The sequence below is a fragment of the Paucibacter sp. KBW04 genome, from assembly GCF_003852425.1.
Lineage (GTDB): Bacteria > Pseudomonadota > Gammaproteobacteria > Burkholderiales > Burkholderiaceae_C > Paucibacter_A.
Genome location: NZ_QAJN01000004.1, coordinates 235,997 through 250,103, shown reverse-complemented (window position 1 = coordinate 250,103; position 14,107 = coordinate 235,997). Strand labels below are relative to the sequence as shown.

The 14,107-nt window shown below is 64.6% G+C and carries 10 protein-coding genes; 3 read left to right on the top strand and 7 right to left on the bottom strand.

Annotated elements, in window-relative coordinates:
• Positions 1-2 precede the first annotated feature (2 nt).
• Entirely contained in the window at positions 3-1,178 is a 1,176-nt protein-coding gene (locus DBR47_RS07250; RefSeq protein WP_124448417.1) for a BMP family ABC transporter substrate-binding protein, read from the top strand.
• 148 nt (positions 1,179-1,326) lie between these two features.
• On the opposite strand, the gene DBR47_RS24940 is transcribed toward DBR47_RS07250, so the two are convergent.
• The 3 genes from DBR47_RS24940 to cphA (DBR47_RS07235) all read right to left on the bottom strand — a co-directional run bounded on the left by DBR47_RS24940 (position 1,327) and on the right by cphA (DBR47_RS07235) (position 7,348).
• The gene (locus tag DBR47_RS24940; protein ID WP_231512173.1) at positions 1,327-2,142 is read right to left on the bottom strand and encodes a PEP-CTERM sorting domain-containing protein; all 816 of its coding nucleotides are present in this window, start codon (positions 2,140-2,142) and stop codon (positions 1,327-1,329) included.
• Positions 2,143-2,516: 374 nt separating this feature from the next.
• Positions 2,517-5,096 (bottom strand): cyanophycin synthetase, encoded by a 2,580-nt coding sequence (gene cphA / locus DBR47_RS07240; protein WP_124448415.1) that lies wholly within the window; start codon positions 5,094-5,096, stop codon positions 2,517-2,519.
• Between the two features lie 62 nt (positions 5,097-5,158).
• Positions 5,159-7,348, bottom strand: a complete 2,190-nt coding sequence (gene cphA / locus DBR47_RS07235; RefSeq protein WP_124448413.1) for a cyanophycin synthetase — start codon at positions 7,346-7,348, stop codon at positions 5,159-5,161.
• Between the two features lie 284 nt (positions 7,349-7,632).
• On the opposite strand from cphA (DBR47_RS07235), the gene DBR47_RS07230 reads away from it, so the two are divergent.
• Both DBR47_RS07230 and DBR47_RS07225 read left to right on the top strand, forming a co-directional pair.
• Positions 7,633-9,909: an ABC transporter ATP-binding protein gene (locus DBR47_RS07230; RefSeq protein ID WP_124448411.1), complete on the top strand. Its 2,277-nt coding sequence runs from the start codon at positions 7,633-7,635 to the stop codon at positions 9,907-9,909.
• 18 nt (positions 9,910-9,927) lie between these two features.
• Positions 9,928-10,401 carry a DUF1854 domain-containing protein gene (locus tag DBR47_RS07225; RefSeq protein ID WP_124448505.1) on the top strand — a complete coding sequence of 158 codons (474 nt, stop codon included), beginning with the start codon at positions 9,928-9,930 and terminating at the stop codon, positions 10,399-10,401.
• Between the two features lies 1 nt (position 10,402).
• Here the strand turns inward: DBR47_RS07225 and DBR47_RS07220 are convergent, their stop codons facing one another.
• The 4 genes from DBR47_RS07220 to DBR47_RS07205 form a co-directional block, all read right to left on the bottom strand.
• Positions 10,403-11,062, bottom strand: a complete 660-nt coding sequence (locus DBR47_RS07220) for a DUF4386 family protein (protein WP_197046915.1) — start codon at positions 11,060-11,062, stop codon at positions 10,403-10,405.
• A 127-nt stretch (positions 11,063-11,189) separates the two neighbouring features.
• On the bottom strand, positions 11,190-12,005 hold the full coding sequence (locus DBR47_RS07215; protein WP_124448407.1) for a LytTR family DNA-binding domain-containing protein: 816 nt from the start codon (positions 12,003-12,005) through the stop codon (positions 11,190-11,192).
• A gap of 5 nt (positions 12,006-12,010) precedes the next feature.
• Positions 12,011-13,048, bottom strand: a complete 1,038-nt coding sequence (locus tag DBR47_RS07210) for a sensor histidine kinase (protein ID WP_124448404.1) — start codon at positions 13,046-13,048, stop codon at positions 12,011-12,013.
• A gap of 79 nt (positions 13,049-13,127) precedes the next feature.
• Entirely contained in the window at positions 13,128-14,105 is a 978-nt protein-coding gene (locus tag DBR47_RS07205; protein ID WP_124448402.1) for a sodium-dependent bicarbonate transport family permease, read from the bottom strand.
• Between the last annotated feature and the right edge of the window lie 2 nt (positions 14,106-14,107).

Sequence of the window (14,107 nt, the reverse complement as noted above, 5' to 3'; positions counted from 1 at the left end):
CTATGAATCGACTCAGTACTAGACGCCAACTCTTCAAGCTTGCCGGCTATTCCGGCCTGGCCCTGAGCGCCGCGGCCGCCCTGGTGGCTTGCAGCAAGAAGGAAGATGCTGCGGCAACAGCCCAGCCCGCCTCGGCCGCTTCGGCTGCCCCTGCCAAGGCCGAGCCGCTGAAGATCGCTTTCGCCTATGTCGGCCCGGTGGGCGATGGGGGTTGGACCTTTGCCCACGACAACGCCCGCAAGGCGCTGGAGAAGGAGTTCGGCGACAAGATTTCCACCTCCTTCGTCGAGAAAGTGCCCGAGGCGGCCGATGCCGAGCGGGTCTTCCGCGATATGGTGGGCCAAGGCAATAAGCTGATTTTCGGTACGACTTTTGGCTATATGGAGTCCATGCTCAAGGTCGCGCCGGACGCCAAGGACGTCAAGTTCGAGCATGCCACCGGCTACAAGCAGGCCGACAATCTGCGCAGCTATGACTCGCGCACCTATGAGGGCGCTTATCTGGCGGGCGTGATCGCCGGCAAGATGAGCAAGACCGGCACCCTGGGCGTGGTGGGCTCTATCCCCATCCCCGAGGTGATCCGCAATATCAATAGCTTCACCCTGGGCGCGCAGACCGGCAACCCGAAGATCAAGGTCAAGGTGGTCTGGGTCAATAAGTGGTTTGACCCGCCGCAGGAAACCGAGGCGGCCCAGACCCTGATCAATGGTGGCGCCGATGTGCTGATGCAGAACACCGACTCCAGCGCCGTGCTGCAGACGGCCGAGAAGAACGGCAAGTACGCCTTCGGCTGGGATTCGGACATGACGGCTTACGGCCCCAAGGCTCACCTGGGCTCGGCGGTCATCAACTGGGCGCCCTACTACATCGCCACCGTGCGTGAGGCGCTGGACGGCAAGTGGACGGCCGGCCCGGGCAAGCATTCCTGGTGGGGCGTCAAGGAAGGCGCGATTGATCTGGTATCGATTGCCGACACCGTGCCGGCGGAAGTCAAGGCCGAGGTCGAGAAGATCAAGGCCGGTTTGAAGGACGGTAGCTACACCATCTGGAAGGGTCCTCTGCTGGGCCAGGACGGCAAGGAAGTGCTGAAAAAGGATGAAGTCGCGGACGACAAATTCCTCTCTGGCATCAACTTCTACCTCAAGGGTGTGGACGGCAAGCTGCCCGGCAGCAAGTAAGCAAAAAGCAGCCCCCGTCCTTGGTCGAGGGCTGTCTGCCTCATTGCGGAAATCGTTCTGCGCCCGGCCTCCGATGAAGCCGGGTGGGGCACAAAAAAAGCAGCCTTGCGGCTGCTTTTTGTTTGGGCTGATGAAAGCTGGTGGGCGATCAGTCGGCGCGGCGACGACGAGCCAGGAAACCCAGCGCACCGATACCGGCCAGCAAGAGGCTGTAGGTCGAGGGCTCAGGCACCGCCGTGGTGAAGGTGTTGGAGCCGTCCACCTTGAGCAGCACGTCGTTCTGACCCACCACATAGGTCGGATAGAGGTCCGACCAGTTGTTGGGCGTGTTGTTGTGGAAAGACGTAGCCAACGAAGTTCCGGGAGGCAGACTTTGGTTGGACGTGAAATTGATCCCTGTGATGGCACCCGTGGTGCTGCTCAGGTAGTTGCTGTCGACCATCCCGACGGTTTGGAAATCAAAGGCAGCAGTGCCGATGCCTGTGCCGGGGTTGGGGCTGTAGAAAGCCGATACGCCGCCAGGCAGGACATTGAACATGCCGATCAGGCGGCCATCATCGAAGCCATTGCCCGAGGCCGTGTCTGACTTCATGCCACCTTGGGCGGTGTTGTCAAAGTAGAGGCCAGCATTTCCGGCCACCGCCGAAAAAGTCGCGACAAAGGCTCCGCCACCCAACATGTTCACGCTGGTGACTTTGAGTTGCAGATGCGCGACCAAGGTCAACTCATAGCCACCCGAAGCAAAGCTGTTGTTCAAGCCCGAAGATGAGCTGCCGGTGAAGCCCACCACATTCGATTGATACAACAAGTCTTGAATTTGTCCCACGACTGGTGGTGTGCCCGGGCCACCGCCGATGATGACTCCACTGCCCGCAGAGTTTTCGTCAAATTCGGTGACGCCAGAGGCCAGTGTGCCGCCCACGCCGTCCTTGACCGTGATGGAGGCGAATGCTCCGCTTGACAATGCTGTGGCAAGTCCTGCCGCCAACAAACCCTGAACCAATTTATTGCATCTAATCATGGTTGCATCTCCACTGAAAACGTGACAGAAATCGTCAGCCGTTCGGGGGCGCAGGCATTGCGTCAAACGGCAAGGGCAATTCGAAATCCAAGAACCGCATCACTCGATTGGTGATTGGCAGCGCGAATCGAAATGAGCCGACAAAAGGGCTTGCACCAGCTTGTCTGGACTGATTATGGACCGCAGGTCTGAAAATTTACCCCCCTAGTTCCCCAACAAACGGGGGCGGGAGAAACCCTTGTTTTCAAAACTTTACCCCGATGAACAGGGAGATGCTGGCGGCCAGGCCTCAGGTTCAGGCCGCCTGAGTCGGGCGTTTAGCCTTGGGCGATGCGCTGTGCCAGGTGAGCGAGCGCTTCCTCAACCTGGTCGACCAGGACCAGGCAGAGGTCGCCCGGCTGCAGCTTTTCGAGCGCCCGATCGATGGCGATGAACTCACCGCGAATCTCCTCAATCTGACTGACGCGGCTGGCGCCTTCCAGGCCTTGGCGCAGCAGGGCCAGCACTTCGCCGTCTTCACGACCGCGTTGGCAGGCGTCCTGGAACAGGATGACTTCGTCAAAGGCCTCGCCCAGGATCTGGGTCTGCACGCGGATGTCTTCATCGCGGCGGTCGCCGGCGCCCGAGATCACCACCGAGCGGCGTTTGGCCGGCAAAGCCTCCACGGCGGCCACCAGGGCCGTCATGGCGTCGCCGTTGTGGCCGTAGTCGGCGATCACCGTGGCACCGCGATAGTCCATCACATTGAAGCGGCCGGGGGCGTTGTCAGCGTCATTGGCGAAGCTGGCCACGCCGCGGCGCACCGTGTCCCAGTCCAGACCCACGCCCCAGGCGGCGGCCACCGAGGCCATGGCGTTCTCGACCTGGAAGCCGATGGCGCCGTTGCGGGTGATGGGAATTTCGCGCAGCGGAATGCTTTCGCGCCAGGAGCCCTGGGCCGCGACCAGCATATCGCCGTCGATATAGACGCAGCGCTTGCCCTGGGCGCGATGGGTGGCCATCAGCGGGTGGTGGCGGTCGGCGGCGAAGAAGATGACTTGGCCGGGGCAGGTGGCGGCCATGCTGGCCACATTGGGGTCGGCGGCATTCAGCACGGCAAAGCCGGTGGGCGCGACGTTCTGCACGATGACGCGCTTGACCAGGGCCAGGTCTTCCACGGTATTGAGGAAGTTCATGCCCAGGTGGTCGCCGGCGCCCAGATTGGTCACCACGGCAACCTGGCAGCGGTCAAAGCCCAGGCCTTCACGCAAGACGCCGCCACGCGCGGTCTCGAACACGGCGGCTTCCACATCGGGATGCATCAGCACATTGCGGGCACTCTTGGGGCCGGAGCAATCGCCGCTATCAATCTGGCGGCCGTCCACATAGACGCCGTCGGTATTGGTCATGCCGACCTTGAGCCCGCAGGTGGCAAACAGGTGAGCGATCAGGCGCGAGGTCGTGGTCTTGCCATTGGTGCCGGTGACGGCGACCACGGGGATGCGGCCGTCCTCGCCCTTGTGGCCATGGCCGTACAGATGGGCAATGATGGCCTCACCCACATTGCGGCCCTTGCCATAGCTGGGGCTCAGGTGCATGCGCAAGCCAGGTGCTGCATTGACCTCGACGATGCCGCCGCTTTGCTCTTCCAGCGGGCGCAGCACGCCTTCGGCCACCACGTCAACGCCGCAGACATGCAAGCCCACGACCTGGGCCGCGGCGATGGCGCGCGCGGCCACATCGGGGTGGACGTCATCGGTCACATCGGTGGCGGTGCCGCCGGTGGACAGGTTGGCGTTATTGCGCAGGATGACGCGGCGGCCTTTTTCCGGCACGGACTCAGGCGTCAGGCCTTGCTGGGTCAGGCGCTCGACGGCGATATCGTCAAAGCGGATCTTGGTCAGCGAAGTGGCGTGGCCATCGCCCCGCTTGGGGTCTGAGTTGACCTTGTCCACCAACTGCTTGACGGTCAGCACGCCGTCGCCGATCACATGCGGCGGGTCGCGGCGGGCGGCGGCGACCAGCTTGTCGCCGATCACCAGCAGGCGGTAGTCGCTGCCGGGCAGGAATTTCTCCACCATCACCGTGCCGATGTCCTCGGCCGCCTTGTAGGCGCTTTCCATCTGCTCGCGGGTGACGACATTGACCGTCACGCCCTTGCCCTGGTTGCCGTCTTGCGGCTTGACGACCACCGGCAGGCCCACGTCCAGGGCCACCGCCCAGGCCTCATCCACCGTGTGTACCGGGCTACCGATGGGCACGGGCACACCGGCCGATTGCAGCAGACGTTTCGTCAGGTCTTTGTCCTGCGCGATCGATTCGGACACGGCGCTGGTGGCGTCCACCTCGGCGGCCCAGATGCGGCGCTGCTTGGCGCCCCAGCCGAACTGCACCAAGCTGCCCTGGGTCAGGCGGCGGTAGGGCACGCCGCGTGCCACGGCGGCGTTGACGATGGAGCCGGTCGAGGGCCCCATGCGCACGTCTTCGTCCAGCTCTCGCAACTGAGCCAGGGTGGCGTCGGCGTCAAACGTGCCGCCGTTCATCGCGGCTTCAACCAGCTGACAGGCGCGCTCGAAGGCCAGGCGGCCCACGTCTTCCTCGCTGTACTCCACCACCACTTGATAGCTGCCGGGCTCGGAGGTGATATGGGTGTGGCTGAAGGTCACCGGGCAGCCGGCTTGCGCCTGCAGGGCCAGGGTGGCTTGTTCCAGCACATGGGCCAGGGAGATGGGCGTGCGGCTGGCGCTGGCGGGCCGCAGCGCGCCGATGCTGGGGAAGAGCGCGCGCAGCCGGGCTTCGAAGTCCGGCATCTCGGCCATTGATTGCTCTTGCGGCTGGCAATGCACGACGGCCTCGATGGCCGTATGGCGGCTCCACATATTCGGGCCACGCAGTGCACGGGTGCGAGAGACTTCCATGGTTTGCTGTCTTTCGATTCTTTTGGGGGAGAGAGAGATGAGTTCGGGGCGGCGCTGCTGGATCAGGCCTGGAGTTCGGGCACAAAAGTGTCCAGGCCGGCAGAGATCAGCTCGGGCGGGATGTTCATGGCCCAGGCGGTGGCCACGGCGGCCAAGGCCACCGAGGCGTCGATCTCGGCGCTGGTCGCGGCCGAGCTGGCTGCAAAGCGGCGCAGCAAGGCATCCACGTTGGCGCCTGCGGTCTCAGAAGAACCTTGCGCCAGCATGGCGGCGCCGCCTTGCAAGAAGACGGCACGGCCGCCCTTGGCGCGGTGCTCTACCAAGGCCGGCGAGTTGCCATCCGCGGCGTAGAGAATCACCTCGCCGTCGCTCAGCTCGGCCATGTCCAGCAAACGGGCCACATCCGCGTTCAGCACGGCCGCGCCTTCGCTCAGCACCACGTCCACCTGGGTGCGCAAGACCTTGTAGAGCTGATCTTCGCTGTGCACATCAAACTCGCTCAGGGATGCGATGCCACCCATATCGGTGATCACGCCGACCTGGCAGCGGTCATAGGCCAGGCCATCGCGCAGCACCGATTCGGCGCTGTTCTCGATCACCACGGCGTCCACGCCCCGGTTCATCAAGAGGCGATGTGAAGCATCCCAGCGCGCGCTGTTCTTGCGCTCCACCCGGCGTGGGCCCAGGAACAGGCCGTCGCGGCAGGCCAGGCCGACATGGCGGCCATTGAGGTGCAGCAACCAGGCGACGATGCGAGCCATGGTGTGGGTGCCGCGCGAACCGGCGATGCCCACGATGGGGATGCGTCCGCTTTCGTCTTCGGCAAACAGATGGTCGATGATGGCCTGGCCCACCGGCTGGGGCATGCCCTCGGCCGGCTTCAGGTGCATCAAGAGGCCGGGGCCGGCATTCACTTCCACGATGGCGCCGCCTTGCTCTTGCAAGGGGCGGCCGATGTCGCGGGCCACTACATCGATGCCGGCGATGTCCAGGCCGATGACCCGGGCAGCCAGCGAAACGATGTGGGCCACATCGGGGTGGACCTGGTCGGTGCAGTCGATGGCCACATTGCCGTTGCGCTGGATCAGCACCTGGCGGCCGGCGGCGGGGACGGAGTCAATCTTCAGGCCTTGACGCTCCAGATCCAGCAGGATGACGGCGTCTTCCAGGGCATTGATGCGGTTGAGCGGGAATTCCTCGGTCAGGCCGCGGCGCGGGTCGGTGTTGATTTGAGAATCGATCAGTTCGGCCACGGTTTGGGTGCCGTCGCCGGTGACGGTGGCGATATCGCCGCGCGCGGCCGCCACCACCTTGCCACCCACCACCAGCAGGCGGTGCTCGTTGCCGGGGATATAGCTCTCCACCAGCACTTCGCTGCCATGCTCCTCGGCGAGCTTGAAGGCGGCCATCACGTCCTCGCGCACCCGCAGGTCCAGGGTCACGCCACGGCCATGGTTGCCGTCCGAGGGCTTGACGACCACCGGCAGGCCCAGGTCCTGGGCGGCTTCCCAGGCGGCCTCGGCCGTCTTGACGGCCACGCCTTCGGGCACCGGCACGCCGCAGGACTTCAGCAAGGTCTTGGTCAGATCCTTGTCGCCGGCAATGCCTTCGGCGATGGCGCTGGTCATATCGGTCTCGGCCGTCCAGATGCGGCGCTGGCGTGCACCATGGCCTAGCTGCACCAGATTGCCGTCATTCAGGCGGATATGCGGGATGCGACGGTCGGTGGCGGCGGCCACGATGGCGGCCGTCGAGGGACCGAGGTAGCAGTCGTCCAGCTTGTCGCGCACCCGGGCCACGGCGGCCTGCACATCGAAGGCCTCGTCATTGATGGCAGCCATCAAGAGGGTGTGGCCCTCGGCCAGGGCGCAGCGGGCGACCTGCTCGTCGCGGGCGCGGAAGACCATGCGGTAGACGCCACGCTGGCTGGTGCTGCGGGTCTGGCCAAAGCCGGTGGGCATGCCGGCCAGGTTCAGCAACTCGATGACGATGTGCTCCAGCACATGGCCGCACCAAGTGCCCTCTTGCAAACGTTGCAAAAAGCCGCCGCGTTCGCCCACGCCGCAATGGTGCTCGATCAAGGCGGGCAGGGCGGTGGTCAGTCTTTCGGTGAAGCCGGGCAGCAGATTGCTGGGATAGTCCTCCAGCTCACCCAGGTCCAGCCAGACCTCCAGTACCGGGCGGTAGGTCCACATATTGGGACCGCGCAGGTAATTGATGCGCAACAGCTTGATGTCTTCTTTCTTGCTCATGGATGGCGTGGCCTGGAGGGGATTTGCGAAATCGGCGTTGAGGGGACGCAGCAGGGCGCAATTGTGCGCTCAGTTATGCACTCTCTCGGGAGCGTGCTACGCCCGGTACGGGTCTTGCAAGAGCGTAAGCCCGTTGGTGCAGTTGTTTGCGTTGGTTTTGTGCACGCTTTATGTTAGCCAGCCGTTAGATCCAGCTGTATTCGCTGAGCGCACAAGCGCATGAGTGAAAATCCGGCACCAAACATCGCCAAAACGCTTCTATTTCGCCTTGGCTCAAAAACACAATGCACCATCATCATCCTGTTGAAGCGTCGCCCCAGCATCCGCAATGGACCGCCTTGCAAGCGCGCTTGTCTGGCGAAGAGAACGTTCAAGCCCATCTTGAGGTTGACCTCGACTCACAAATGCGCTTCGCCGCCGGCCTGCTGGCGCTGACGAACAAGCGTTTGCTGGCCTGGGATCCGGCCACGGGCGAATGGCGTGAGTGGGCACTGACACCGACGACTGAGCTGCGCATCAGCGATCACGCCGGCATCGGCAGCCTGGAGCTGCAGAATGAGCAGGGCCGCCTGGCTCTCTGGCGCTTCACCCTGCAGATCAATCTGCAGGCCCAGCGTTTTCAGGAGGCGTTTGAGCGCCGCGCCGAAGCGGGCGCTGGCGAGGGTGAGGACCTGGAGTTCTGCCCCAGCTGCAAAGCCCCTTTGCCCGCCGAGAGCGAGGAATGCCCTACCTGCGCCCGCGAGCTGCACACCCCGCCCTCGACCTGGGTGCTGCTACGCCTGTGGCGCTTTGCCCGGCCTTATCAGGGCCAGCTGCTGCTGGGCTTTTTGCTGATGTTGGGCGCCACGGGCGCCACCCTGGTTGGCCCTTACCTCTACCGGCCGCTGATGGACGAGGTGTTGATCCCCTTCCAGGCCGGACAAAAAATCGACCCCTGGCTGGTTGCCATGTATCTGAGCGGCTTGCTGGGCGCGGGCCTGGTGTCTTGGCTGCTGGGTTGGGCCAAAACTTATATCTTGGCTCTGGTGTCTGAGCGCATCGCGGCCGATTTGCGCACCCATACCTTTGAGCATCTGCTCTCGCTGTCGCTGGAGTATTTCGGCAATAAACGCACCGGGGATCTGATGTCCCGCATCGGCTCGGAGACCGACCGCATCAGCGTGTTTTTGTCTCTGCACGCCTTGGACTTCATCACCGATGTACTGATGCTGACCATGACGGCGGTGATTCTGTTTTCTATCAACCCCTGGCTGGCCCTGGCCACCCTGGTGCCCCTGCCCTTCATCGCCTGGATGATCCACCTGGTGCGTGACCGCCTGCGCACTGGCTTCGAGAAAATTGACCGGGTCTGGGGCGAGGTCACCTCGGTCCTGGCCGACACCATCCCAGGCATCCGCGTGGTCAAGGCTTTTGCCCAGGAAAAGCGCGAGGCGACGCGCTTCAAGGAGGCGAATGACAACAATCTGAAGGTCAATGACAAGCTCAACAAGACCTGGAGCTTGTTCACCCCCACCGTCTCCTTGCTGACCGAAATGGGCTTGCTGGTGGTCTGGGCCTACGGCATCTACCTGATCTCTCATCAAGACATCACCGTCGGCGTGCTGACCTCATTCCTGGCATACATCGGCCGCTTCTACGGTCGTATGGATTCCATGAGCCGCATCGTTTCGGTGACGCAAAAGGCCGCCGCCGGCGCCAAGCGCATCTTTGACATCCTTGACCATCAGTCCAATGTGCCCGAGCCCACCAACCCGGTGGCGCTGAACAAGGTGCAGGGCGGCCTTCAGATCGAGGACATCGGCTTCCGCTACGGCAACCGCGCCGTCATCCGTGGCCTGACGCTGGAGATCAAGCCCGGCGAGATGATTGGTTTGGTGGGCCACAGCGGCTCAGGCAAGAGCACCTTGGTCAATCTGATCTGCCGCTTCTACGATGTGACCGAAGGCGGCATCCGCGTCGACGGGGTGGATCTGCGCCGCATCCGCGTGGCCGACTACCGCCGCCACATCGGCCTGGTGCTGCAAGAGCCCTTCCTCTTCTTCGGCACCATCGCCGAGAACATCGCCTACGGCAAGCCGGACGCCACCCGCGAAGAAATCGTCGCTGCCGCCCGCGCCGCTCACGCGCATGAGTTCATCCTGCGCCTGCCGCAGGGCTATGACTCCCTGGTGGGCGAGCGTGGCCAGGGCCTGAGCGGCGGCGAGCGCCAGCGCATCTCCATCGCCCGCGCCCTGCTGATCGACCCGCGCATCCTGATCCTGGACGAAGCCACCTCCTCGGTGGACACCGAGACCGAGAAGGAAATCCAAAAAGCGCTGGACAACTTGGTGCAAGGCCGCACCACCATCGCCATCGCCCACCGCCTGTCCACCCTGCGCAAGGCCGATCGCCTGGTGGTGATGGACCGCGGCCAGGTGGTGGAAGTCGGACCGCACGACGAGCTGATGGAAAAGCGTGGCCATTACTGGCGTTTGTACGAAGCGCAGGCCCGCCGCATCGATGCCGAGGACGAAGTGCCCCTGCTGCCGCCCAATCTGTCGGCCCATACCGCCAGCGCCTGAATGCCAGAGATCGCGACCATGACCATCACCGCTTATCAAAAACTGGAACGCAACACCTTCGGCCGCCTGGTGCTGACCGACACCGAGGGCCAAGTGCACGAGGGCGTCGTGCCCGTGCGGGCTCACCCCATCTCGGCACCCGACGAGGGCGTGTCCCTGGTCGGCCAGGACGGCCACGAGCTGCTGTGGGTGGCGCGGCTCTCGGCCCTGCCCGCGCCCGAGCGCGAATTGCTGCAGAGCGAGCTGGCCAGCCGCGACTTCATGCCCAGCATCCAGCGCATCAAAAAGGTCTCGACCTTCTCTACCCCCAGCCAGTGGACGGTGGAGACCGACCGCGGCGAGACGCAGTTCATCTTGCGTACCGAGGAAGACATCCGCCGCCTGGGCGAAGGCCGTTTGCTGATCGCCAGCAGCCATGGCCTGCAGATGCTGGTGCCCGATCGCTTCGCCCTGGACAAGGGCTCGAAGAAATTGCTGGAACGATTCCTGTAATTTATCGGGGCAGGCCGCGCCACAGCAGCCAAGCTGCCGCCACCGGGTAGAGCAGGCCCAGCGGCGCCAGCATCAGCAAGTTCGCTTCCTGGCCGACAAAGCCCTGGGCCACGGTGACGATTTGCAGCACGGTGGCGGCCATCACCAAACCCAGCAAGGCTAGTGGCAGGGCGGCGGCACGCGCCAGCAGCACGAAGAACAGCAGCAGGCCCAGGCCGCCAAAAGCCTTGCCCGAGTAGTGGAAGCCGTTGCGCAAGCCCTTCAGCAGATCCGCCGCCGGGGTGTAGGCCTCGGCCAGCTGGGGGTGGGCCAGATAGCTGGCGCTGAGTGTGCGCATGGCCATCAGGGCGCTGCCTTCCACCAGGCAGAGCGCCAGCTCTGCGGCAGACAAGGCCAGGCAGAACAGCGTCAGCAAGGGCTGGCGATCGCCATAGCGCTGGCGCAGCAGCACGCTGATCCACAGGCCTAGCAGGGCCAGGGTCAGATCCATCAGCACCGCCCCGCCAATCGCTGCGCCTTGCGGGGCGGCCGCGGCCAGAAAGCCTGCCTTGCCCCAAGCCAGCGGCTGCAGGGCGAAGTTGGAAAGAATGCCCAGGGCAAAGCTCAGCAGCATCAGGCCGCCGATCAGGCGGTTCGGGGAGTAAGTCCGGCTGGGGTTCATCACGTTTGTCTCACAGGTTTTGGGGTGAGACGAACTGTGCCGTGTCACCCCCGTGAGCGCCATTGCGCCGCGTATCAGACGCGGCTTTGGCGACATGAGCGACGGCCTATTCGACGCCAGTGTCTATTCAATCCGCGCGAAAGTGATGCACAAAGCTGCGGCTGACCGGCAATACCTCGGGCCGGTGCTTGAGATGCAGCTCGGCCGTCTCGTTAGCGCCTCGCACCACCTGGCGCACGGCGGCCAGATTGACGGCGACCGAGCGGTGGATCTGCTGAAACTGCGCCGGGTCCAGCTGGGCGAGCAGCTCCTTCAGCGGCGTCCGCACCACCGCCTCGGCCGGGCCCGCGCCCTCGCCGCGCCAGGCGATCACGGTGTAGCGCTCGTCGGAGCGCAGATAGTCAATGTCCTGCACCGGGATCAGGCGCAGCACCGTGCCCACCGATGCCTTGATCCAGCGCAGGGCTGCGGGTTGGGCGGCCCGGGCGGTCGGGGCAGGGCTGGGTGAATGAGCATGCAGCTGCTGCAGTAGGCGGGCCAACAAGGCGTCGTCCAGGGTCGGGGCTGCCGGGCTCAGGGCCAGGCGTTCGCGCAGGCGGGCCACGCAGCGGGCCAGGCGTTCGGCCTCGACAGGCTTGACCAGATAGTCCAGCGCGCCTCGCTCAAAAGCCTGCAAAGCATATTGGTCGTAGGCGGTGATGAAGACGATGTGCGTGCGGCCGGCCAGCAGGCGGGCCAGCTCGATGCCGCTCAGGCCCGGCATATGAATGTCCAGGAAGCAGACGTCGGGCCGCTGCTGCTCAAACATCTCCTGCGCCTCCAGGCCGTGGCGGGCCAGGGCGCAGATTTGCAGCTCGGGCCAGCAAGTGGCCAGTTGGCGCTGCAGGCGCTCGCGCAGCAGCGGTTCGTCGTCGGCGATCAGGGCGCGGGGTGGGGTGCTCATGGCGCTCATTCTCGGCGGGCCGGCCATTCGAGTTCGACCGCGAAGCCCTTGGGTTGCAACTCGCTGATGCGCAGGGCGATGTCGGGGCCGAACAAGGCCTCCAGGCGTTCGCGCAAGCGGCTGAGGCCCGTGCCCAAGCCCGTGCTGTGGGCCTGTAGGCCCACGCCGCTGTCGCTGACCCTGGCCAGGCAGCGCTCGCCTTGGCGGCGCACTTGCAGCTCGATATGGCCGCCGTCCAGGCTGGGGTCGATGCCGTGTCGGATGGCGTTCTCCACCAGCGTCATCAAGGTCAGCGGTGGGCAGAGCAGAGTGTCGCAATCGGGCGCGACCTCGATGTTGAAGCTCAGCCGATCCGGCATGCGTAGCCGCATCAGGGCCAGGTAGGCGCGCACCATGTCCAATTCCTGGCCGAGGCGGGTCTGGCTCTCATGCAGGCGCGGCACGGCGGCGCGCAGGTAAGCGATCAACTGGCTCAGCACCGGGCCGGCCTGGGGCGAGCCGTCTTCCACCAGGGCCTGCACATTGGCCAGGGTGTTGAACAGAAAATGCGGCTGCACCTGGGCTTGCAGCAACTGCAACTGGGCGCCCAGCACCTGGCGCTCCAACTCACCGCGCCGCTGCTCGGCTTGGCGCATGGCGATGTCGCGCTGGCGCAGCAGGGCGGACATGGCCGCCCAGGGCCCGATCAAAGTGCCCAGAAAGCAAAAGGCGAACACGGCCTCCAGCCGCTTGGGGTCTTGCCAAAAAGGGCCGGCCTCGGCCGGGAAGGCCAGCTGGTAGAACAGCAGCACCGTGAGCGGAATCGCCACGGCCACCGCGCCCACCTGCCAGGCCCAGCGCGCCAACCATTGGGGCAAGCGGCGTGGCCAGCGCTCGGCAATGCAAAAAGCCGCCAGCCCCGCCAAGCTGGGCAGACCGATGCGCAGCAGCAGGGCGGCCCAGCGGTCCAGCCACATCGGCAAGAAGAAGAGATAGACGGGCAAGGCGACCAGCAGCGTGGTGCGCAGCCGCAGCAAGAGAGTCTTGGAGCTTGTTAAGGCCATGCCGCAGTGTCGCAGCCGGCCTGTGAGTCAGGCATGAGCATCCGCCCGAGTGGCGGATTCCGTGTCGCGAGACGCGGACTCAGCTCATCACTCGCTGCGCCACCGCCGTGTAGAGCGGGATGCCCAGCAAGATATTGAAGGGGAAGGTCAGGCCTAGCGACATGCCCAGATACAGCGAGGGGTTGGCCTCGGGGATGGCGTGCCGGATCACCGCCGGCACGGCGATGTACGACGCGCTGGCCGCCAGCACCATCAGCAAGGCGGTGTCGCCCACCGAGAGGTTCAGGGCCGCCGCCATGCCCAAGGCCAGGCCCGCGTGCAGCAGGGGGGAGGCCAGGGCGTAGACGATCAGCCAGGGCGATTGATTGCGCAGGCCGCCCATATTGCGCGCCGCGGCCAAACCCATGTCCAGCAGGAAGAAGGACAACATGCCCTTGAACAGATCGGTGGAGAAGGGCTTGAGCGCCGCCTGGCCCGCATCACCGGTGAGCAGGCCCACGGCCATGGCGCCCAAGAGCAGCAGTTGCGCGCCGTCGGTCAGCGACTCATGCAAGATCTTGCCCAGCGGGGCATCGTTGATTTTTGAGGGTGCCATGCCGGCCTGGCGCTGATTCTTGCGCACCCAGTTGGCCAGCAGCACGGCCATGATGATGGCGGGCGACTCCATCAAGGCCATGGCCGCCGCCATATGGCCACCGTAGGCGATGTCCTGATTGCCCAGGTATTGGGTGGCGGTGATGAAGCTCACCGCACTGACCGAGCCGTAGGTGGCGGCAATCGCCGCGGCGTCAAAGCCACCGATGCGGCGGCGCAGAACGAGATAGCCCAGGGCGGGCACCAGCACGGCCAGCAGCAGGGCCAGGCCCAGGCTCAATACCACTTCCCGCGTCAGGCCAGACTCTGCGAGGGCGAAGCCGCCCTTGAGCCCGAGCGCCATCAGCAGATAGAGCGAGAGAAAGCGCGAGATGGGGGCCGGAATCTCCAGATTCGACTTCAGCGCCCCCGCCAAAATGCCAAAAACAAAAAACAGGATGGCGGGGTCGAGAAAGCTCTGCATGT

Bases quoted from the DNA above. Each gene is read 5' to 3' on its own strand.
- DBR47_RS07250 (WP_124448417.1), top strand. From the start codon at position 3: ATGAATCGACTCAGTACTAGACGCCAACTCTTCAAGCTTGCCGGCTAT.
- cphA (WP_124448415.1), bottom strand. From the start codon at position 5,096: ATGGAAGTCTCTCGCACCCGTGCACTGCGTGGCCCGAATATGTGGAGC.
- cphA (WP_124448413.1), bottom strand. From the start codon at position 7,348: ATGAGCAAGAAAGAAGACATCAAGCTGTTGCGCATCAATTACCTGCGC.
- DBR47_RS07230 (WP_124448411.1), top strand. From the start codon at position 7,633: ATGCACCATCATCATCCTGTTGAAGCGTCGCCCCAGCATCCGCAATGG.
- DBR47_RS07225 (WP_124448505.1), top strand. From the start codon at position 9,928: ATGACCATCACCGCTTATCAAAAACTGGAACGCAACACCTTCGGCCGC.
- DBR47_RS07220 (WP_197046915.1), bottom strand. From the start codon at position 11,062: ATGAACCCCAGCCGGACTTACTCCCCGAACCGCCTGATCGGCGGCCTG.
- DBR47_RS07215 (WP_124448407.1), bottom strand. From the start codon at position 12,005: ATGAGCACCCCACCCCGCGCCCTGATCGCCGACGACGAACCGCTGCTG.
- DBR47_RS07210 (WP_124448404.1), bottom strand. From the start codon at position 13,048: ATGGCCTTAACAAGCTCCAAGACTCTCTTGCTGCGGCTGCGCACCACG.
- DBR47_RS07205 (WP_124448402.1), bottom strand. From the start codon at position 14,105: ATGCAGAGCTTTCTCGACCCCGCCATCCTGTTTTTTGTTTTTGGCATT.